A 19858-nucleotide genomic window follows, 5' to 3' on the forward strand; every position below is an offset into this window, starting at 1 on the left:
CATGCATACCTCCGGTGATGTGTTGAGGTGTGTTGAGCAGGCTGATCAGTGCGTTCTCCTGGTCGCGGGCCCACGGCAGGGCCCCGGGAGCGTGGAACGTGGGTGAGCAGGTGGTCAGGAGCGCTGGACGGGTACGTTGACGTCGTCGACGTTGATGTGGCCCCAGCCGCCCGTCGCCTTGTCGACGACCTCGACGTAGATCCGTTCGCCGATGTGCTCGGACAGGTCGAAGACGACACGGCGGTACTGTTCGGCACCGCGCCCGGTTTCCTTGGCCAGCACCTTGCCGTCGTCGGCTCGGACGACGGCGGCGTAGAGCCGGTCGGGGTCGTTGCCGCCGGACACGAGCAGGTCGACCACGCCGTCTCCGCCGAGGACGACGGTGGCGGAGCGGAGTACGCCTGTGGCGTCGTCGCCGCCCGCGTTCGGGTTGTAGCCCCACAGGTGGTGGCCGGCCGGGTCGTCCGCCGTCTCGGCCTGGTAGAAGGGTCCGCCCCAGCCCCAGTCGGTGCGGGTGGTCACGTTGGCGTCGCCGAAGGTGGTGCCCGAGACGACGGTCCATCCGGTGAGGTCGCCGGTGGCGAAGTCGTGGTTGGGCAGGGCGTCGACGTCCGTCGGGCGCGGCGGGTCGTAGGCGGCCGGCACTACGGATGTGTCGTAGGCGCCGTTCATGCGCCAGACGTCCAGGGAGAGAACCCGGGCGGAGCCGCCCTCGCTGGTCAGCCGCAGGCCGGTGGCGTCCTTCCGGGTCGGGTAGACGCGGCTGGTGAGGCTGTTGGTGCCGTTGACGTACGCCTCCAGCATCGAGCGGTCGAGCAGGACCCTCAACTTCAGCTGTCCGCCGACGAGTTCGACCGTGCCGCCGTGGACGCCCTTGCGGACGTCCGGGTCGAGGCTGGAGCGGCCGCGGTCGATGGAGAAGCGGTGCTTGCTCGTGTCATAGGAGAGCAGAGTCCGCTCACTGCCGTCGCCGCTCGCCCGGACGGCCAGGGTGACGGTCGTGGCGTCGCGGGGCTCGATGACGGCCTCGATGTCCAGCATGTCGCCGGAGACGCCGGCGAGTCGGCGGTCGGCCTCCTTCACCGAAGCCTGACGGATCTTGACCAGCCGTCGGCCCCGCAGTCCGGCCGCCTCTTCGATCGGCTCGACACCGAGGGTTCCGTCCTGGCGCAGCGAGACGCTGACCGGCATGCCGGCGTTGTGGGCCCAGCCGGACTGGGCGTGCTGCTGTTCGCTGCGGCGGTCCTGGGTGATGCTGAAGAGCACCGAGCGGCCGTCGGGGGTGACGAAGCCGGACGGGCCGGTGAAGTGCTCGCCGAAGTCGAACTCGCGGGGCTTTTCGTGGTCGGGCACGAAGCGGAACGCGCGCTTGTCGAAGGTGCCGATCCAGTAGTAGGTGTGCTTGACGGCGTCAGGATTGAACGCCTCCCACCAGGGGCTGACCAGCAGGATGTGCTTGCCGGTGCGCTTGCCCTTGGGGCCGGGGAGCGGGAGGAGCACCGGCAGCTCCCAGACCTCTCCGGGCTCGGGGACCTTCGCGAGGTCGTTCCAGTGCAGCGGCCCCCGGTACGTCCAGGGCCCCTCGGGCCTGCGCGCGGTGTAGACGAGTGCGGTGCCGCCGTGCTTCTTGGTGACCTGGGTGCCGTTGTAGTCGACGATGCCGCTGCCGACCAGCTGGTACCAGACGCCGTCCTCCTCCCAGACGAACGGGTCGCGGAAGTTCTCCGCCCACGCGGTGCCGGGACCGGCCGGGAGACCGGCCGGGGCCTCGGTGACCGGCTCGGACTTCATGGTCCAGGTGGGCAGGTCCGTGTCGCGGTCGGTCTTGTACGAGGACACGGCCATCCCGGTGCGCTGACGGTAGGGCAGCCGGTCGTCGCCGCCGGTGAAGAAGAGCACCGGCCCCCGTTCGCCGTCGACGTATGCCGAGCCCGACCAGATCCCGTCCGGCCCGACCGAGTCCCCTGCCGGGGCGAGGGCTATGGGCATGTCCCGCCAGTGCACCATGTCGGTGCTGACGGCGTGTCCCCAGTGGATCTGGCCCCAGTAGGGGCCGAGCGGATCGTGCTGGTAGAAGATGTGGTACTTGCCCTTGAAGTACACGGGTGCGTGCGGCTCGTTCATCCAGTGCCAGGGCGGCAGCATGTGGAACTGGGGGCGGTGCCGGTCGCCGTCGAAGCGGGACCGGTTCAACGTCAGGTCCGGGCGGGGCACGCGGTTGCCCGGCAGCGCGGCGACCCTCTCGGCGTGCTCCCGCTGGGCGGTGGTGTCGTCCAAGGTGCCGGGGCGGATGACGAGGTTGTCCATCAGGCCCATGTACATGTTGGCGTGGAACTCGCCGTTCAGCAGCGTGGGCCGGTTGTGCCGGCCGATCAACAAGGGTTCGCCAGGTGCCAGTTGGGGAGCCTTGTCGGGAGTGGTGGCGGTGCCGATGAGGCGGCCGTCGCGGTAGAGGCGAAGCTGGTGTGCGGCCGGGTCATAGCTGGCGGCGACATGGGTCCATCGGCCCTTGGCGGCCGGCTGGTCCTGGGCTCCCTTGACCTCGATCAGGTCGGTGCCGAAGCCGAGTTGGAAGACGATCTGCCCGAAGCGGCGCAGACCGAGCAGGAACCCGGTCTTCGCGTCCGGGTTGTGCTGGTTGACCAGGGCCTGGGGCTTGCCGTCGATGCCGTGCTCGTAGGCGTAGGGGGCGATCCACGCGTCGATGGTCAGGCCCTGGGCAGGGGCCAGCTTGCCGGGGCCCTTGGCGGTGACGACGGTGGAGTAGCCGTCGAAGTACAGCGCCCGGCCCCGCACTCCGCGCCGCCGGACGGGGTCGGTGTCCGGTTTGTAGCGGGCGTCTGCGAAGACGTAGTCGATGGGGTCGGCGGAGCCCGAGACCGCCTCGCGGGCGACCGTGCCACCGCGCTCGTCGAAGTCCCACCGGGCGGTGGGGCTTTGGGGGCCGCGTCGGCTCTCCGCGGCGGCGGAAGCGGAAGCGAACGAGAGCGGTACGACGGCCCCGCCGATGGCGGCGGACACGACGGTGAGGGCTGTTCTTCTCCTCATGGGCGGGCTCCTGGGTGGTGCGCGGCAGGTCTGACGCTCTGCCAAATCGGTTTAAGCGAGATGGCTCGGCATCGTTGGCGCCCCGCCCCTGCTAACGCAAGAGCTAATGCATACCGTTTTACCCGGGGGGCATGAGAGAGGCGGACAAATAGGCATACATCTCCCCCGTTTCTCATTCGAGATGTCTGCGGTGTTGACATCCGGCCACGGGCGCATCAATCTCTTCGCAACTTGCTAATCCGATTTAACAACGGAGCTGAGCAGCGTGTCTGAACGTCGTGTGACCATGGCCGATGTCGCCCGCCATGCGGGCGTCTCGCCGACGACCGCGTCGTTCGCCCTTTCCGGTCGCACCGACATGCGCATCTCCGATGCCTCCCGCCAGAAGGTGCTGGACGCCGCGAAGGAGCTGGGCTACCGCCCCAACGTCACCGCGCGCAGCCTGCGGACGAAGTCGACGCAGACCATCGGGTTCGTCTCGGACCGGATCACCACGACGCCCTTCGCGGGCGAGGTGATCCGCGGCGCGATGGAGGCCGCCCGGGAGCGGGACAACCTGCTGTTCATCACGGAGGCCGGCGGCGATCGCGACGCCGAGTCATCGCTGGTCCACGCGCTGCTGGACCGCCAGGTCGACGCGGTCATCTATGCGTCCATGTTCACCCGGTACGTCACTCCGCCCAAAGAGCTCTTCGGGCGCCGGGTAGTCCTGCTGAACTGCCTCGCCCCCGGCTTCGACGCCCCGTCCGTCGTCCCCGACGAACTGGAGGCCGGCCGGGACGCGGCCCGCGCCCTGCTCGCGGCCGGTCACACCGAGGGCATCTGGGCGATCGGCGGGCACCAGGCGGTTCCGGCCACGCCCGAGGGGATCATCGCCGGCAACGAGCGCATGCGCGGCCTGGAGGAGGTTCTGCGGGAGGGCGGCGCACGCCTGGACGGCGTCATCGAGTGCGACTGGGACACGCTGGACGGCTACCGGGAGGTCTCCGCGCTGCTCGCGGCGGGTCACCGTCCCCGGGCGCTGGTGTGCCTGGCCGATCGGGTGTCCCTCGGCGCCTACCAGGCGCTCGGCGAGGCGGGTCTGTCCGTGCCCGGCGATGTGTCGGTGGTCTCCTTCGACGACCAGGACATCGCGGCCGTACTGCGCCCGGCGCTCACCACGCTGAAGCTTCCGCACTACCAACTCGGCCGCCTCGCCGTGGAGCTGATTCTCCGCAGGGGGCCGCTCGAAGCAGTCGTCCACCGTGTGCCCATGCCGCTGCGGGAACGTGCCTCCATCGGCGCCCCCGCCGGGGGCTGACACCGGGCACCCGAAGACGGTTGTCCCGCCGCCAGGAGTACTGACCCTCCGGGCGGCGGGACGACCACCAAGAACAGCGACCGTCGCAACCGGTCGCCAAGGCGGGTCCGGCAAGACCCGTCTCAGTGAGATGGAGGAACCCTCGTGGTGTTCAGAACCAGGCGCCTCGCAGTAGCGAGTGTAGCCGCGGCAGCGGCGACCGCGCTGGTCGCCGGATGCGCGACCGGAAGCGGCGGCGGCAGCACGTCCGGAGCCGACGGCGACACGCTGACGCTGTGGACGCACAACGCCGGCAACTCTGCCGAGCTCGACGTCGTCAAGAAGATCATCAAGGACTTCAACGGCTCCCAGAGCAAGTACAAGGTCAAGCTCCAGGCGTTCCCGCAGAGCGACTACAACAACTCTGTCGTCGCCGCCGCCTCGGCCCGCAAGCTGCCGTGCCTGCTCGACGTGGACGGGCCCAACGTGCCGAACTGGGCGTGGGGCGGCTACCTGGCCCCGATCGACGTCGACGGCAGCGAGGTCCCGCTGTCCGACCAGTTGCCCAGCACCGTCGGCCGCTACAAGGACAAGGTCTACGGCTTCGGCTTCTACGACGTGTCCCTGGCCTTCTTCGCCCGCAAGTCGGTGCTGAACAAGTACGACATCCGCATCCCCACCATGGACAAGCCGTGGACGAAGACCGAGTTCGACGCGGCGCTCGCCAAGCTGAAGAAGAGCGGGAAGTTCAAGTACCCGCTGGAGATGGGCACCGGCGGCACCGGTGAGTGGTGGTCGTACGCGTACTCCCCGCAGTTGCAGAGCTTCGGCGGTGACCTGGTCAACCGCGACGGCTACAAGACCGCCTCGGGCACCCTCGACGGCAAGAAGTCCGTGGAGTGGGCGACCTGGTTCCGCTCGCTGGTGTCCAAGGGCTACATGTCGAAGAAGTCCGGCGCCGACCCCAACAAGGACTTCCTGGCCGGCAAGAGCGCCATCCAGTGGGACGGCAGCTGGAACGCGACCAAGAACGCCGACAAGCTCGGCGACGACCTGGCGATCATCCCACCGGTCGACTTCGGCAACGGTCCCAAGATCGGCGGCGCCTCCTGGCAGTGGGCGATGAGCTCCAGCTGCTCCAACAAGGACGGCGCGCAGGCGTGGCTGAAGTTCTCCCGTCAGACCAAGTACTTCGTCGACTACGCCAAGGCCACCGGCACTATCCCGGGCACCGAGGCCGCCGCGAAGCAGATCGACGGCTACCAGCCGGGCGGGAAGTTCAACGAGCTCGTCCAGTTCGCGCGCAAGTACGCGGAGGTACGCCCGGTGACCCCCGCCTACCCCTACATCTCCACCGAGTTCGAGAAGGCGGCCCAGGACATCCTGTCCGGCGCCGATCCCAAGAACGCTCTGGGTCAAGCCGCGAAAGACATCGACAACAACCTGAAGACGAACAACTACAACGCCGGCTGACCCTGCTCCGGTCCGGTTCGGGCCCCGACCGCGCCTCCTCACGCGCCCGAACCGGACCGGCTCCCCCCCTGGAGCTACCGTGACCACCATGATCGCAGCCCTTGAGCGGCTGCGTCCGGTCCGGCGAACCCGAACGACCAACGCACGCCGCCGGGAGAGCCTCACCGCCGTCGGCATGGCCACCCCGGCCGTCGTGCTGCTGATCGTCTTCCTCGTCGTACCGGTCGCCCTCGCCTTCGCCCTGGCGTTCACCGACGCGAGGCTGATCTCACCCACCCCGGCCCGCTTCGTGGGCCTTCGCAACTTCACCCAGCTCTTCGAAGACCCGGTCTTCTACAAGTCCCTGCGCAACACGGCCTACTTCGCCGCCGTCGTCGTCCCGCTCCAGGCCGGGCTCGCCCTGCTGCTGGCACTGCTGGTCAACGCGAAGGTACGCGGCGTCAACTTCTTCCGCACCGTCTACTTCCTGCCGGTCGTCACCTCGATGGTCGTCGTGTCCCTCCTGTGGACCTTCCTCTACCGGCAGGACGGCCTGGTCAACCACATCATCTCGGCACTCACCCTCGGACACGTCGACGGCCCGGACTGGCTGGGCAACCCGGACACCGCCATGCCCGCCATCATCCTGATGTCGGTGTGGCAGGGCGTCGGCTTCCACATGATCATCTGGCTGGCCGGTCTCCAGACCATCCCCGCCGAGCTGTACGAGGCCGCCGACCTGGACGGAGCCACCCGCTGGCACCGCTTCCGCCACGTCACCTGGCCCGGACTGCGCGCCACCCGCACCTTCGTGCTGGTCACCATCACCATCGCGGCGTTCAGCCTCTTCACCCAGATTAGGGTGATGACGCAAGGCGGCCCGCTCGACTCCACCACCACCGTCGTCTACCAGGCTGTGCACACCGGCTACGACCAGCAGCAGACCGCGTACGCCGCGGCGATCTCGCTGATCTTCTTCGTGCTCGTGCTGACCGTGTCCCTCGTCCAGCGATTCCTGACCCGGGAGAAGGACTGACATGACCTCCGTCCTCAAGCACCTCGGCGGTCACGTCGGCCGTGTCGTCCTGGCGCTGGTCTTCGCGCTCCCACTCGTCTTCATGCTGATCTCGTCGTTCAAACCGGACGACCAGATCTTCAGCGACCTGGGCTCCCTGCGCGCCTTCCTGCCGGTCGGAGCCCTGTCGCTGGACAACTACACGGCCGTGTTCGAGCGAGTCCCGGCGGCACAATTCCTGCTGAACTCCGTACTGATCTCCTCGATCACCGTCGTGCTCGGCATCATCGTCAACAGCATGGCCGCCTTCGCCCTGTCCCGGATGCGCTGGCCCGGCCGCAAGCTCGTCCTCACTGGCATCATCGCCACCCTCATCGTGCCGTTCGAGACCTTCGCCCTGCCGCTGGTGTGGTGGGTCAATCAACTGCCGCTGCTCCGCGTCAACGGCTTCCACCTGGAGTGGACCACCGGCTGGATGGACACCTACCAGGTCCAGATCGTGCCGTTCGTCGCCAACGCCTTCTCGATCTTCTTCTTCCACCAGTACTTCCAGAGCATCCCCAAGGAGATCGACGAGGCGGCGATCGTGGACGGCGCCGGCTGGTTCACCATCTACCGCCGCATCGTCATGCCGCTGTCTGGCCCGGCCATCGCCACCGTCGCCATCCTCACCTTCCTACCGGCCTGGAACTCCTACCTGTGGCCGCTGATGGTCGTGCAGAGCGAGAACCTGCGGCCGGTCATGGTGGGCATCTCCTACTTCTTCCAACTCAACGTGGGCTGGGGCCAGATCATGGCCTACTCCTCCATGATCACCGTGCCGATCCTCGCCCTGTTCGTGGCGTTCCAGCGGTCGTTCGTGAACAGCATCGCGTCGACGGGCGTGAAGGGCTGAACCCGCGCCCGCGCAACGCACCGCGTTTCTCCACCCCTCTTCTTCCCCCATGCTTCACGCACCCCGAGAAAGGCCCCGTGTGTCCACGCCGCCTGCTGACCCCCACCTTCCGGCCGTGCATCTGCGCCCCCCGCGCAACTGGATCAACGACCCCAACGGGCTGGTCTTCCACGAGGGTCACTACCACGTCTTCTTCCAGTACAACCCGTACGGCCCGCGGCATTCGAACGTGCACTGGGGCCACTACCGCAGCCCCGACCTGATCAACTGGGAACCTCTCCCGGTGGCCCTCGCCCCCACTCCCGGCGGCTACGACGCCGACGGCTGCTTCTCCGGGAACGCCGTCTCCGACGACGGCCGCATGGTGGCCTTCTACTCGGCCCACCGCGCCGACCGCTGGTGGCAGCCGGTGACCACCGCCGAGTCGTACGACGGCGGAATCACCTGGGCCAAGCGCCCAGAGCTGCTCATCCCCGAGCCGCCCGCCGACACCACCATGTACCGGGATCCCTACGTCTGGCAGCAGGACGGCCGCTGGCGGATGCTGGTCGGCTCGGCCCTCGCCGACGGCCGCGCCGCGGCGCAGCTGTACGAGTCCGACGACCTGGAGCACTGGGAGTACCGCGGCCCCTTCCACGTCAGCGATGCCGCGGCCGGCTCCGGCCCGGTCGGATGGGAGTGCCCCCAGTATGCGACCTTCGGCGACAGCGGCGTCCTGATCATCAGCGACTGGACCCCGCAGGGCGGCCCCAGCCACACGACCGTCCACACCGGCCGCGAACAGGCCGGACGCTTCACGGCGACCGCGGCCCCGGTGCCGCTCGATCACGGCCCCGACTTCTACGCCCCCGCCCTGCTGAGGGTCCCCGGGGAAGAGCGCTGGCTGCTGTGGGGCTGGGCGTGGGAGGCCCGCGACGACGCCTGGGCGCATGAAGCCGGCTGGGCAGGCACCCTCACCCTCCCCCGCGAGGTGACCCTCGCCGCCGACGGAACGGTCGTCCAACGCCCCGCTCGCGAACTGCTCGCGCTCCGTGGCGAACGCGTACTGCACCGCACCGGGCACGTCACACAGTCCGGGGCGGCCGAACTCGGCCAAGTCAGCCGCAGTTTCGACCTCACTGCCGTCCTGACCCCGGACTCCACCGGCACGAGCGGCCTGCGCCTGGTCACCTCCGCGGACGACACCGAGTACCTCGACATCAGCCTCGATCCCACCACCGGCCGGCTCACCGTGGACCGCAGCCACGCGTCACTGGACGCGAGGGCACGAGGAGGCTCGTATGCCGTCCCGTGCCCAGCCGCGACGGCCGGCACCCCCGTGGAACTGCGCGTGATCGTGGACCGTTCGATCGCCGAGGTCTATCTCGGCGACGGCCGGGTCCTCACCCTCAGGTTCTATCCACTCGCCGAGGGACCCTGGCGACTCCAGGCCCGCACGACAGGCACGGGTCGCAGCGACTTCACCGTCGAGGCATGGAACCTGACCCCGGGCGGAATCCGTCAGGAACCGCTGCTGGCGGGCCAAGGGCAGGACGCGTAACGCGCCGCCTGTCCCACGTGTCCTCAGAACGCCGTCCTCACCTCGAAGCGGGTGAGGACGGCACCGTCGTCGACCTACCCGTTGACCTCGGCGTACCAGCCGGACGCAGGCACGGGAGCCGCAGCCCCACGCCCTCCCCCAGAAAGGCAGAGAGTCACCATGCCCCGACACGGCTCCCCCAGCAGTGTCACCGTCCTTGGCGAGTGCGTCGCCGACACCTTCGCCGACCCTGGCCGGTCCGGCCTCGGCGAACTCGCACTGCGCGCCCTGCCCGGTGGTGGCCCGGCCAACACCGCCGTCGCCCTCGCCCGGCTCGGCACCCCCACCCGCTTCCTCGGACGGTTCTCCAACGACGTCTTCGGCGCCTTCTTCCGAGACCGCCTCAGCGCCTCCGGCGTCGACCTGACCGGCAGCGTGAGCGCCCCCGAGCCCAGCACTCTCGCCGTCGCCGACCTCGACGAGACCGGCCAGGCCACCTACACCTTCTACGCCGACAGTGCCGCCGACTGGCAGTGGACCGCCGACGAACTCGCCGCCACCCAGCAGGACGACGCGGTCTGCCTGCACACCGGATCCCTGGCCCTGGTACGCCAACCCGGTGCCGGCCACATCGAGGACCACCTCGCCAGCGCCCGCGAGCACGCCACCGTATCCGTCGACCCCAACGTCCGCCCCCTGCTCGTCCCACCCTCGGCCTACCGGGAGCGGCTTCCTCGCTGGTGCGCCCTCGCCGACATCCTGCGCCTCAGCGAGGACGACCTCGCCCTGCTCCTCCCCGGTACCGGCCTTGAAGAGGCTTGCGACACCTGGCACACCGCCGGCGCACGACTCGTCGTCATCACCCTCGGCGGACGCGGCGCACTCGCCTCCCTCGACGGCCACCGCATCACCGTCCCGACCCCGGCCATCGACATCGTCGACACCGTCGGCGCCGGAGACTCCTTCACCGCCGGCCTGCTGCACCGCCTCGCCACCCTCGGACACCTCGGCGCACGACTCGACCGACTGAGCCTCGAAGACGTCGCCGACGCCTGCTCGTTCGCCGCCCACGTCGCCGCCCTGACCTGCTCCGTCCCCGGCGCGAACCCGCCCAGGGCAGAACACCTGGCGACCCGGTTCCTCTCCGGGGAACGCCGCTTCGCCAAGTCGGCGTCCCGTCCACTTCCACCCTCGTGCCCTGACCATGACCGAACCGGACACGCAAGGGCAGTGCCGTAGCCGACGCCGGTGGTGACCAACATGGTCGAGCCGTCGGCGACCGTCGCGTGGCGGTACATACGAACGACGAGGCTGGGCAGTGTGGACGACAAGGTGGGCCTACCGTTGAGGCTCAGCCCGACGTCGTCCATGTCGTCGGTTCGCCGCCGGATCCGCGCTTCGCCAGTACGGGACAGTGCAGGCGAAGGCAGCGGCGCGCAGCTCTTCCTGTCGGGACTGGGGAAAGGAGTTGCGGCTTCTGCCTCATCCACGCCCGAGTCGGCGCTCTGGATCGACATCGAGACCTCAGGAGCGGCCGGAGCTCGTTGAGGCCCGGCGGTCGCGCCAGCAGGGACTTGCTCCTTGCGGAACTGACACGTCAGGCCCCCTCTCCGCATCTGGTCCCAGGGCGCCGGAGAGGCTGAGTACGCGGATGAGGTCTGCGGTCACGAATCGGTAGGCTCGGCCCGCCCGGACGATGCGACAGTGGAACTGCCGTCTGCGGGCAAGCTCAGACCGCTCCGAGTCCTTTCGAACGACTCCCAATGTTTTCCAGTTGGCATTTTCGGGCGGGCGGTACGGCATAGGTTTCCACTGGGCCAATGACTCACAAGGGGTGTAAGCACACTGCGGCCGGCATCGTCGACGAATCGTGCGACGCCGGCGGCACCGAGGCCCTTGATCCCAGTCCATCGCGACTACCGCCGCTGAGAGACCTGCCAGGCGGCCACTTCCTGCTTCGTCTGCAGATGGACCAAACGCACATGACCAAACTCAGGCCGGTCCAGCATCTCCGGAACCACCGATCGAAACCTCGCAGGCTCGCGCCAGGCCGAGTGGAAAAGCCGATCGCGCCAGGCTGCCCGCAGCGATTGGCGACACCCGGGAAGCACATCCTCGCGACGCACGACCTGGCGGACAGTCCTCCTGAGCACACGCGAGAATGAAACCCGTCGGGGTAAGTCGAGCCATACGACGGTGTCGGCCCGAGCCCACACCAGATCTGCGACCTGATTGAAGTAGCTGCCCGCGATGATCCAGGACTCGTTGGCAAGCACCTCCTGCGTCCGCTCACGAAACACATTGAGGTCGACACGACTCCAGGCCGGCCCCCAGAACAGCAAGTCCAAGTCCGTGACCGGTCTCCCGAGCCCCTCGCCCAGTGCCCTGGCCAGCGTGGTCTTGCCCGATCCGGCAACCCCCACCACCACGATCCGCTTCATCACCCGGTTCACCTGCTCAGCGACATATTTCGGACCTGACTGCCCCTCAACCGCGCGGAGGGATGTGGGATGGGGCTGGTTCTCTACTTGAAGCCACCGTTGCTCATCAACAGCTGGCCGTTGATCCACTCACCTTCCCGGGAGCACAGGAAGTCGACGAGGTTCGCGGTGTCCTGCGGCGTACCGAGCCGGCCCCAACGGCGTCTGGCGGATGCCGCTCGCCCGTATGTCGTCCGACATCCAGCCCGTGTCGATCGGGCCAGGGTTGATGACGTTGGCACTGATGCCGAGGTGGGCGAGTTCGTGAGCCGCAGCTAGTGTGATCCGGTCCAGAGCACCTTTGCTCGCACCGTACGGGAGGTTGTTGACGGTGTGGTCGCTGGTGAGGCTGATAATACGCCCCGTTCCCGGAGTTGCTGCGAAGCGGTGTCCGAACTCGCGGATGAGCAACCAGGTGGCGCGCGCGTTGACGGCGAAGTGCCGGTCGAAACTCTCCACGGTGGTGTCGAGCAGACCAGAGGCGACCGACTCGCAGTGGCACATCACCAGCGCGGTGACTTTGCCCAGCCGTTGTTCGACCTCGTCGAAGACGCGTGTCGGCGTGCCCGAGTCGGCGAGGTCCGCCTCGATCGCCGCAGTGGACGCACCGTATTCGATCAGTGCCTGGCTGATCGCTTCGGTTGCACCGGGCTCCCTGCCCCAGGCCATGCGGTCCTCATATGGGGTCCAGTAGGTGAAGGCGACGTCCCAGCCTGACGCGGCCAGACGGCGGGCGATGCCGGCGCCGATACCGACGGTGCGGCCCACGCCGGTGACCAAGGCGAGGGGACGGGTGGTGGGAGGAACCTGGCCGTGGGCGGACTGGTCTTGATCAGTGCTCGTCGTCACAGTCTGGGATCGTCCATGACTGGTTCTGGAGCGTCAATCGCTTTTCCCTCAATCCAAATTGGCCCAGCTCAGACGGCTCCGACGCACAAGGGCGTAGCGCTTCGGAACGTGTGCTGTTCCCGGCGTACAGTCTGGCGGCACGTCGTTTTGGCGCGGCCGGTATGGCACCGCCAAGTGCTTTCACCGGAGGGGCTCGCCGGAGGAGTTGGGCGATTAGCGTTGCTCCCATGCACGATCGCGATGTTGCTCATGGCTTCACATCGGTGGACACGCAGCCCCGGCCGACCGACTGGGTTCAGGTCTTGGACCGGTTGGGGGCGGAGCCGTTCTACGCCGCCTATAAGCAGCGGTTACAAGAGCTGCTACATGCCGGGGGCGGCGGACTGTTCCTCGAGGTCGGAGCGGGTACCGGGGACGCCGCTGCGGCCGTGCGCTCACGCTGGGGGGCCGAGGTCGTCGCGGTCGACAGCTCAGTAACGATGATCACGCAGGCGCGGGCTCGAGGGCTGCCGCATGTCGCTGTCGCCGACGGGCACCGGCTGCCGTTCGCAGCGTGCCGGTTCGACGGCGCCTGGGCCGATCGGGTCCTGCAGCACGTTGCCGACCCCGGCCGGGTGCTGGACGAGATGCTGCGGGTGGTCCGCCCAGGTGGGCGGGTCGCGTTGGCGGACCCGGACTACGACACCCAGGTACTCGACATCGACGACCAGGACCTTGCCCGCCGGGTGTTGCGCTTCCGGGCTGATGTGGGGCTGCGCAACGGCTCGTTGGCCCACCGGCACGCTGGACTGCTCGCGGCCCGCGGCCTCCACGACATCACGTTGGAAGCTCGGACTCTGGTCGTGCGCGACGCGTCGGCGGCCGACAATGTCATGGGCTTGCGTACCTGGGCGCACACTGCGGCGGCCCGGGGTCACCTCGATCCCATGGACGCGGACCGGTTCGTGGCTCAGTTCGATGATGCCGTGCGTGCGGGGCGCTTCACCTACGCCGTCACGTTCTTCCTGACTGTCGGCACGCTGCCCCCGTCAGACTGACCACGAGAGGGCGAGAACGGCGTGCGGCAGGTCAGGCCACGACGGTCATAGCCCTGACGCCGATGTCCTGGCCGGGGCCCGCTGGGCCTCGCTTGCGGGAACGGGGGGCACTTGCTCTGCTGTCCAACGTGAGTCCAACGTGTGCCCGCCAAGAGGATTGGCTCCAATGCCATGTAGTTAGCTGTTGATCAAGTGCCGTGTTCGGTTGATCTGTAGCCTGAGGTGGTGCTGATCAGCGAGTTGTCTGACCTGTGGTCCCGGCTGGACGGGGAGGATGTTCGAGGGTTGCTGGCCCTGGCTGTCGGCCCTGGGCCGGGAAGGCTGAGCCGGGCCGTCGAGGACTACCGCACCGATCCGGCAGTGCGGTTGCTGGGTTTTCTGGGTGACGACCGGGCTCTCGCTGTCCTCGGCCTGTGCATGGAGGAGAAGCGTGCGACCATCGTCCACATCGCGGTGGACCCTTCCTGGCAGGGGAAGGGCCTGGGGCGCGAGCTCCTGAAGGCAGTTGCTGAGACGTTTGACATTCTTCGTATGACAGCCCGCACTGATGCCGGGGCAGTGGGTTTCTACCGACGGTGCGGGTTCTCAGTGTGCAGTCTCGGTGAGGTCTACCCGGGTGTCGAGCGGTTCGAGTGCACGCTGCACGTCATCCGCAGGTGACCGGGCGGGCGGGCACGGGCTGTGGGGGGCGAGGATGTCGATGTCGATGGTGGCCTTGTAGGTGGTCCGGTCGACAATGCCTTTGGCGTTGTACTTCGAGATGGCCCGTTTGACGACGCGGGGCCGTGTGCGGATGCGCCGGTCGGGCATGAGGCTGGCCAGGATGCGGCGGCCTATGGTGCCGACGAGTCGCACTGCTGAACACGCTCGCGGCTTGTATGACCAGATCGCGGGCCGTGTTCAGGGCGATGGTGAAACTGGCCCTGTCAGGGTCGGTGCCGGGCCTCGTTGCCGTCGCGTCGGCCATCGCCAGTCGCAGAACTTGGTAGGTGACCAGCAACGCGAAGACTTCCTGGGCGACACCGGCGGGCGTGCGGGCGCGAAGGACCCGGCCGCCCAGGATGGTGGACTTGATCTCCAGATAGGCGGTCTCCACTTCCCACCGCTTGTGGTAAAGCTTGATCAGCTCGCCGGCCGGGTGCACGGAGGCGTCGGTCAAGGTAGTGACCAGGCGGTAAGCGGTGGTGCGGTGTCCACGGGAGGTGCTGAGGGTGATCTCGCAGTCGATGACACGGAACCGTGACGGCTCCGATCCTCGACAGCCAGGAGCCATCGAGCAGGCGTCGCAAGACCGGCAGCCTGCGGTGCTGTTTGACCCAGACCAGGACGTGAGCGCCCTTCGACGCCACCGCTTCGATAACTGCCTGGACGGCGAAGTGCCGGTCCAGCAGGATGATCATCCCTCCCCTGAGGCTGCGGACCAGACGCGGAGCATAGGACGTCTCACCGACCCTGGCCGGGCCGAACACCGCGTCCAGGACGGTGCGCGTACCGCAGGACACCAGTACCAGTAGCCAGAATGAGGGGTATCCCGCTCCTCCGTTGTTGCAGTGGTGCTTGCTGAACTCCGCCTGGTTGGCCGGGCTGCCCGGCACGGCCATCAGCGTCCCGTCGATCGCGCAGACGAGCAGCTCCCTCTACCGAACTCCCGCGATACTGATGCCGGCGGCTGGCCCGCGCAGCAGACCGAACAGGCGGCGCAGCGGACCGATGCCGACCCGCCTGCGGGCCTGTGCGAGCGCCGCCCGTCGGCGATGCGGTAGGCAGTCCGTCCAGGCCGGCCGTCAGCCGCTGCCACACCTGCTCCAGCCCATCTGGGGGAACAAAGCCCCGGCCAGCAACAGGTAGACCACCACGCGGGACGGAAGACTGCCTATCCGCTGCTGCGTCCTGCCGGTCTCGGCCAGCACCTCGTCGACCATCTCGAACGGGACAATCTGCGTTAGCTCACCCAGATGCCCAGGAGCAAACGCACCCGCCGCAACCGCTACTTCACGAGAAATGACACACTTATCGTCCAACGGAGCTCCTGCGGAACGGTGATCTTGGTCGACACGGTTCTAGCAGGAGCTCCGTCACCGCTTCAGGCCACTTGACACAGCGGTCAGCACGCTAACTACACGGCCTTGGGATTAGCTCTCCAGCGTTACCAGAGAAGACCGTTCCCCCGATCCCCGGATGATCAGTCGGGTGGGGACGGTGATGGTGCGGGCGCGGGTGCGGTCGCCGTCGAGGCGGGCCAGGGCGGTGGTCGCCGCCGTCCTGCCGATTTCCTCGGGGTCCTGGGCGACGACGGTCAGGGCCGGTTCGAGTGCTTCGGCGAGTGCCACGTCGTCGAAGGCGACGAAGGCGACGTCCTTGCGCTTGCTGCGGGCCAGTTCGGCGACGATGCCCAGCGCCATGATGTTGTTCCCGGCGAACAGGGCCGTGGGGGGATCGCTCAGGCCGAGGAGCTGGGCCGTCGCGGCCTCGGCGCCCTGCTGGTCGTGGGCGTTGGTGACGAGCGAGCGGTCGTAGGGGATGTCGGCCTCCTGCAGCGCCGAGCGGTATCCGGCCAGACGTTCACGGCGGGTGTACAGCTTCGGGGGAAGGTCACCGACGAAGCCGATGCGCCGGTGGCCATGGGCGATCAGGTGGGCGACGCCGTCGTGGGCTCCGGCACGGTTGGAGCTGACGATGATGTCCGTGGCGAGGCCGACTCCGGGCCGGTCGAGGAAGATCACGGGCAGGCCCGCCGCGCGGTGGGTCTTGAGGTGGGAGTGGTCGGCGCCGACGGACGGCACGACGATCAGGATGCTGACTCGGCGGGCGAGGAACTTGTCCGTCAGGGCACGTTCACGCTCGGGATCGTCCGCGGAAGAGCCCATGAGCAGGGTCAGGCCGCGCTCGCGGACGGTGTCCTCGATGGAGCGGGCCACGGCTCCGAAGAAGGGGTTGGCGAGGTCAGGGATGACCAGTCCGATGGTGGTGTCGGGTCCGCCGACGCGGATGTTGCGGGCCATGAGGTTCGGCTGGAAGCCGAGCTTGGCCACTGCGGCGAGTACTTGTTCCCGGGTCTCGGCGGAGACGGGTCCGTCCTCGTTGAGGACGCGGGAGACCGTTTTGGCACTGACGCCCACTTCTCGGGCGACGTCAGCCAGGGTAGGGCGGCGGTTCGCTGCCATGGGGAAACTGTCTCCTGAGGGCTCTCGGTTTCCGGCCGCAGCCTCGGCCGGAAACCGTGAGAGCGGTTGTGTTGTGCTGTCAGGTGGCTTTGACACCGGCGGCCTTGGCCGCCTCGGAATCCGCTACGACAGTATCTCCGGCTTCGTCGACGGTGAGCGCGCCGGTCATGATGGCGACGACCTCGGCCATGGAGTAGTCGGAGGGCTTGATCACGGCGGCGCGCCGGCCCAGCCGGTGGACGTGGATCCGGTCGGCGATCTCGAAGACGTGCGGCATGTTGTGGCTGATCAGGACGACCGGCAAGCCCTTGTCCCGGACGCGGCGGATCAGGTCCAGCACCTGGCCGGACTCCTTGACCCCGAGGGCGGCGGTGGGCTCGTCCATGACCACGACACTGCGGGCCCAGGCGACAGAACGGGCGACCGCGACGGCCTGCCGCTGCCCGCCCGAAAGCGTCTCCACCGACTGCGTGAGCGAGCGCAGACCGATCTTCAGATCGGCCATGTGCTCGGCGGCCTCCTGACGCATGCGCTTCTTGTCCAGCATGCGGAACACACTGCCGAGCACACCGGGACGGCGGAGCTCGCGCCCCAGGAACATGTTCGAGGCGATGTCCATGGAGGCGGCCACGGCGAGGTCCTGATAGACCGTCTCGATCCCGTGGGCGCGGGCACTCTGCGGACCGGAGAAAGTGATGGGCTCGCCGTTGAGGCGTATCTCGCCCGAGTCAGGGGTCACAGCACCCGTAAGTGCCTTGATCAGACTGGTCTTGCCGGCCCCGTTGTCGCCGATGACCGCGAGGACTTCGGCGGGCATCAGGTCGAAGTCGGCGCCGTCGATGGCGGTGACATGGCCGTAGCGCTTGACCAGACCGCGGGCCTGCAGCACGGGGGTGGGGGAGGTCATCGGGCCTTCTTCCGGGAGATCTGGTCGACGGTCACCGCGAGGATCACCAGGACGCCGGTGATCAGGGTCTGGTAGATGGAGGCGACCCCCATCAGCTGCAGGCCGTTGCGGAAGACACCGACGATGAGGACACCGATGAAGGTGCCCAGGACCGATCCGCGTCCGCCGAAGAGGCTGGTGCCGCCGAGGACCACGGCGGTGATGCTGTCGAGGTTGTCGGTCTGGCCGGCTTGCGGATCGCCGACTCCGGTGCGGGAGATGAGCAGCAGGGCGGCGATGCCGTAGAGCAGGCCGGCCGCGGTGTAGACGCCGATGGTCAGGCGGGAGGTGCGGATGCCGTTCAGCCGTGCCGCCTCCTGGCTGTTGCCCAGGGCGTAGACGTGCCGGCCCCAGCCGGTGCTGCTCAGCGCGTAGGCGAGGAGGAGGAACAGGGCGATGGTGACCAGGGAGCCGTAGGTGATGTCGGTGTGGCCGAGCGGGAAGGTCTCTCCGAGCGCTGTCAGCGGGCCGGGCAGGTTGGTGACCGTCTGCTCCTCGGAGTAGATGTGGGTCAGCGCGAACGCCACGTTGAGCATGCCGAGGGTGACGATGAACGGCGGCAGCGGGATCTTCTGCACCAACAGCCCGTTGAGCAGCCCGAAGCCGCCGCAGACGGCTATGCCCACGGCGATGGCGACGAGCGGGGGCAGGGAGCCCTCGGCGGCCATCTTGGCGATCATGATGCTGCCGAACGCCATCACTGCACCGCACGACAGGTCGATGCCCGCCGTGAGGATGATCAGTGTCTGACCGATGGCGAGGGTGCCGACCACCATGACCTGCTGCACGATCAGCGAGAAGTTGCCGCCCGTGAGGAACTGGTCGGTCGAGAAGGAGAAGAAGGCGCAGGCCAGGAGGAGGGCGACCAGCGGGCCAGTGGTCGGTGCCGTGAGCAGCCTGCGAGCCGTGGTCGGCGCTTTGAGCCCGGCGTACGGCGAGGACGTGCTCGGGGGCGTGGTCGTGGCTGTCATACGAAGTCCTTGTCGGAAGACAGAAGTCGTTGTCCCCGGTCGTCCCTCTCGGGCTGAGGACAAGAGGACGAGCGGGCGGCCGCCCCCCGGTCAGGGGAGGAAGGGACGGCCGCCCCACTGGAGGGAGAGGCGGAGTCGTACGCGCCTGGCGGCGGGGCGGCCTCAGGTTCCGGGGGCGGCTCAGCCCCAGCAGTTCTCCAGGCCGTAGGCGGTGTCCTTGGACGTGACTCCGTCCTGCGCCTTGTCGGTGATCAGGGTGACGCCTGTGTCGGTGTAACCGGACGCCTTCTTGCCGTCCTTGGCGTACTTCACGACGGCCTGTACACCCTCGGCGGCCATCTTCAACGGGTACTGCTGCGAAGTCGCGGCGATCTTGCCGTCCTTGACTGCCTGGGTGCCGGTGCAGCCACCGTCGACGGAGACGATCAGGACGTCCTTCTCGCGGCCCTTGGCCTTGAGCGCGGTGTACGCGCCGAGCGCGGCGGGCTCGTTGATGGTGTAGACGACGTTGATGTCGGGGTTCTTCTGGAGGCAGTTCTCCATGGCGGTCTGGCCCTTGGCCTGGTCGCCGCCCGTGTCCTGGGCGCACGCCACGTCCTTGTCGGTGGCGCCGAAGCCCTTCAGGAAGCCATTGTGCCGCTGGACGCCGACGGAGACGCCCGGTGCGAGGTCCAGGGTGGCTATCTTCGCGGTCTTGCCCTTCATGGCGGCCTTGGCGTACTGACCGATGAGCTCGCCGGCCTTGAGGTTGTCGGTGGCGAAGAGGGCGTCGACCGCGCTCTCGGGGTCGGTCGGGGTGTCCAGGGCGATGACCAGGACGCCCTTGGCACGGGCTTTCTGGATCGCGGGCACGATGGCCTTGGAGTCGCTGGGGGTGATCAGGATGCCCTTCACCCCGGAGGCGACCATGTTCTCGATGGCGGTGACCTGCCCGGCGTTGTCCCCGTCGAACTTACCTGCGGCGGTGGACAGTTGGGCGCCGTTCTCCTTGGCGGCCTTCTCCGCGCCCTCCTTCATCTTCACGAAGAACGGGTTGGTGTCGGTCTTGGTGATCAGACCGACCTTGACCTCGCCAGAGCCGCTGCTCGAGGAACCCGATCCGGAGCCGGAGCCGCAGGCCGTCAGGGTGAGGGCGGCGACGCCCGTGACCGCGGCGGCTCTGAGGAGGGAGGAGGACAGACGAGTGGTTCGAGACATGATCGA

At 68.1% G+C, this 19858-nt stretch carries 15 protein-coding genes and 2 pseudogenes; 8 read left to right on the forward strand and 9 right to left on the reverse strand.

The features are described from left to right. Window positions 1–114: 114 nt before the first annotated feature. The gene (locus tag MQE23_RS04695) at window positions 115–3048 is read right to left on the reverse strand and encodes a GH32 C-terminal domain-containing protein (RefSeq protein WP_243378329.1); all 2934 of its coding nucleotides are present in this window, start codon (window positions 3046–3048) and stop codon (window positions 115–117) included. Between the two features lie 265 nt (window positions 3049–3313). Between MQE23_RS04695 and MQE23_RS04700 the strand changes: the two genes are divergently transcribed. The 6 genes from MQE23_RS04700 to MQE23_RS04725 all read left to right on the forward strand — a co-directional run bounded on the left by MQE23_RS04700 (window position 3314) and on the right by MQE23_RS04725 (window position 10447). Then, window positions 3314–4348 carry a LacI family DNA-binding transcriptional regulator gene (locus MQE23_RS04700; RefSeq protein WP_243378330.1) on the forward strand — a complete coding sequence of 345 codons (1035 nt, stop codon included), beginning with the start codon at window positions 3314–3316 and terminating at the stop codon, window positions 4346–4348. A 147-nt stretch (window positions 4349–4495) separates the two neighbouring features. Beyond that, entirely contained in the window at window positions 4496–5800 is a 1305-nt protein-coding gene (locus MQE23_RS04705) for a sugar ABC transporter substrate-binding protein (RefSeq protein ID WP_243378331.1), read from the forward strand. Between the two features lie 88 nt (window positions 5801–5888). After that, the gene (locus MQE23_RS04710; RefSeq protein ID WP_243378332.1) at window positions 5889–6815 is read left to right on the forward strand and encodes a sugar ABC transporter permease; all 927 of its coding nucleotides are present in this window, start codon (window positions 5889–5891) and stop codon (window positions 6813–6815) included. Between the two features lies 1 nt (window position 6816). Beyond that, complete coding sequence (locus MQE23_RS04715; protein WP_184567858.1) at window positions 6817–7689, forward strand: carbohydrate ABC transporter permease; 873 nt, start codon at window positions 6817–6819, stop codon at window positions 7687–7689. Window positions 7690–7804: 115 nt separating this feature from the next. Continuing rightward, window positions 7805–9229, forward strand: a complete 1425-nt coding sequence (locus MQE23_RS04720) for a glycoside hydrolase family 32 protein (RefSeq protein ID WP_347710124.1) — start codon at window positions 7805–7807, stop codon at window positions 9227–9229. 159 nt (window positions 9230–9388) lie between these two features. Beyond that, window positions 9389–10447 carry a carbohydrate kinase gene (locus MQE23_RS04725; RefSeq protein ID WP_243378335.1) on the forward strand — a complete coding sequence of 353 codons (1059 nt, stop codon included), beginning with the start codon at window positions 9389–9391 and terminating at the stop codon, window positions 10445–10447. Here MQE23_RS04725 and MQE23_RS04730 read toward each other — a convergent pair. From MQE23_RS04730 to MQE23_RS04740, 3 genes and pseudogenes are all read right to left on the reverse strand, one after another. Further along, window positions 10426–10548 (reverse strand): annotated as a pseudogene (locus MQE23_RS04730) (protein-L-isoaspartate(D-aspartate) O-methyltransferase); the annotation flags it as partial. The gene MQE23_RS04725 and the pseudogene MQE23_RS04730 overlap by 22 nt on opposite strands. 576 nt (window positions 10549–11124) lie before the next feature. Continuing rightward, window positions 11125–11649 (reverse strand): shikimate kinase, encoded by a 525-nt coding sequence (locus tag MQE23_RS04735; RefSeq protein ID WP_243378336.1) that lies wholly within the window; start codon window positions 11647–11649, stop codon window positions 11125–11127. Between the two features lie 83 nt (window positions 11650–11732). Beyond that, window positions 11733–12537 (reverse strand): annotated as a pseudogene (locus MQE23_RS04740) (SDR family oxidoreductase). Window positions 12538–12764: 227 nt separating this feature from the next. Between MQE23_RS04740 and MQE23_RS04745 the strand changes: the two are divergent. After that, window positions 12765–13574, forward strand: a complete 810-nt coding sequence (locus tag MQE23_RS04745) for a methyltransferase domain-containing protein (RefSeq protein ID WP_243378338.1) — start codon at window positions 12765–12767, stop codon at window positions 13572–13574. A 225-nt stretch (window positions 13575–13799) separates the two neighbouring features. Next, window positions 13800–14234, forward strand: a complete 435-nt coding sequence (locus MQE23_RS04750; protein WP_243378339.1) for a GNAT family N-acetyltransferase — start codon at window positions 13800–13802, stop codon at window positions 14232–14234. A 1124-nt stretch (window positions 14235–15358) separates the two neighbouring features. On the opposite strand, the gene MQE23_RS04760 is transcribed toward MQE23_RS04750, so the two are convergent. The 5 genes from MQE23_RS04760 to MQE23_RS04780 all read right to left on the reverse strand — a co-directional run bounded on the left by MQE23_RS04760 (window position 15359) and on the right by MQE23_RS04780 (window position 19852). Then, the gene (locus tag MQE23_RS04760) at window positions 15359–15595 is read right to left on the reverse strand and encodes a transposase domain-containing protein (protein ID WP_243378340.1); all 237 of its coding nucleotides are present in this window, start codon (window positions 15593–15595) and stop codon (window positions 15359–15361) included. Between the two features lie 111 nt (window positions 15596–15706). After that, on the reverse strand, window positions 15707–16738 hold the full coding sequence (locus MQE23_RS04765) for a LacI family DNA-binding transcriptional regulator (RefSeq protein ID WP_243378342.1): 1032 nt from the start codon (window positions 16736–16738) through the stop codon (window positions 15707–15709). A gap of 79 nt (window positions 16739–16817) precedes the next feature. After that, the gene (locus MQE23_RS04770; protein WP_243378343.1) at window positions 16818–17645 is read right to left on the reverse strand and encodes an ATP-binding cassette domain-containing protein; all 828 of its coding nucleotides are present in this window, start codon (window positions 17643–17645) and stop codon (window positions 16818–16820) included. Further along, the gene (locus MQE23_RS04775) at window positions 17642–18655 is read right to left on the reverse strand and encodes an ABC transporter permease (RefSeq protein ID WP_243378347.1); all 1014 of its coding nucleotides are present in this window, start codon (window positions 18653–18655) and stop codon (window positions 17642–17644) included. The genes MQE23_RS04770 and MQE23_RS04775 overlap by 4 nt, the downstream gene beginning before the upstream one ends. 180 nt (window positions 18656–18835) lie before the next feature. After that, window positions 18836–19852 (reverse strand): sugar ABC transporter substrate-binding protein, encoded by a 1017-nt coding sequence (locus tag MQE23_RS04780; RefSeq protein ID WP_243378348.1) that lies wholly within the window; start codon window positions 19850–19852, stop codon window positions 18836–18838. Between the last annotated feature and the right edge of the window lie 6 nt (window positions 19853–19858).

Source organism: Streptomyces sp. HP-A2021 (genome assembly GCF_022807935.1).
GTDB lineage: Bacteria > Actinomycetota > Actinomycetes > Streptomycetales > Streptomycetaceae > Streptomyces > Streptomyces afghaniensis.

Bases quoted from the DNA above. Each gene is read 5' to 3' on its own strand.
- MQE23_RS04695 (WP_243378329.1), bottom strand. From the start codon at position 3,048: ATGAGGAGAAGAACAGCCCTCACCGTCGTGTCCGCCGCCATCGGCGGG.
- MQE23_RS04710 (WP_243378332.1), top strand. From the start codon at position 5,889: ATGATCGCAGCCCTTGAGCGGCTGCGTCCGGTCCGGCGAACCCGAACG.
- MQE23_RS04715 (WP_184567858.1), top strand. From the start codon at position 6,817: ATGACCTCCGTCCTCAAGCACCTCGGCGGTCACGTCGGCCGTGTCGTC.
- MQE23_RS04725 (WP_243378335.1), top strand. From the start codon at position 9,389: ATGCCCCGACACGGCTCCCCCAGCAGTGTCACCGTCCTTGGCGAGTGC.
- MQE23_RS04735 (WP_243378336.1), bottom strand. From the start codon at position 11,649: ATGAAGCGGATCGTGGTGGTGGGGGTTGCCGGATCGGGCAAGACCACG.
- MQE23_RS04745 (WP_243378338.1), top strand. From the start codon at position 12,765: ATGCACGATCGCGATGTTGCTCATGGCTTCACATCGGTGGACACGCAG.
- MQE23_RS04765 (WP_243378342.1), bottom strand. From the start codon at position 16,738: ATGGCAGCGAACCGCCGCCCTACCCTGGCTGACGTCGCCCGAGAAGTG.
- MQE23_RS04770 (WP_243378343.1), bottom strand. From the start codon at position 17,645: ATGACCTCCCCCACCCCCGTGCTGCAGGCCCGCGGTCTGGTCAAGCGC.
- MQE23_RS04775 (WP_243378347.1), bottom strand. From the start codon at position 18,655: ATGACAGCCACGACCACGCCCCCGAGCACGTCCTCGCCGTACGCCGGG.
- MQE23_RS04780 (WP_243378348.1), bottom strand. From the start codon at position 19,852: ATGTCTCGAACCACTCGTCTGTCCTCCTCCCTCCTCAGAGCCGCCGCG.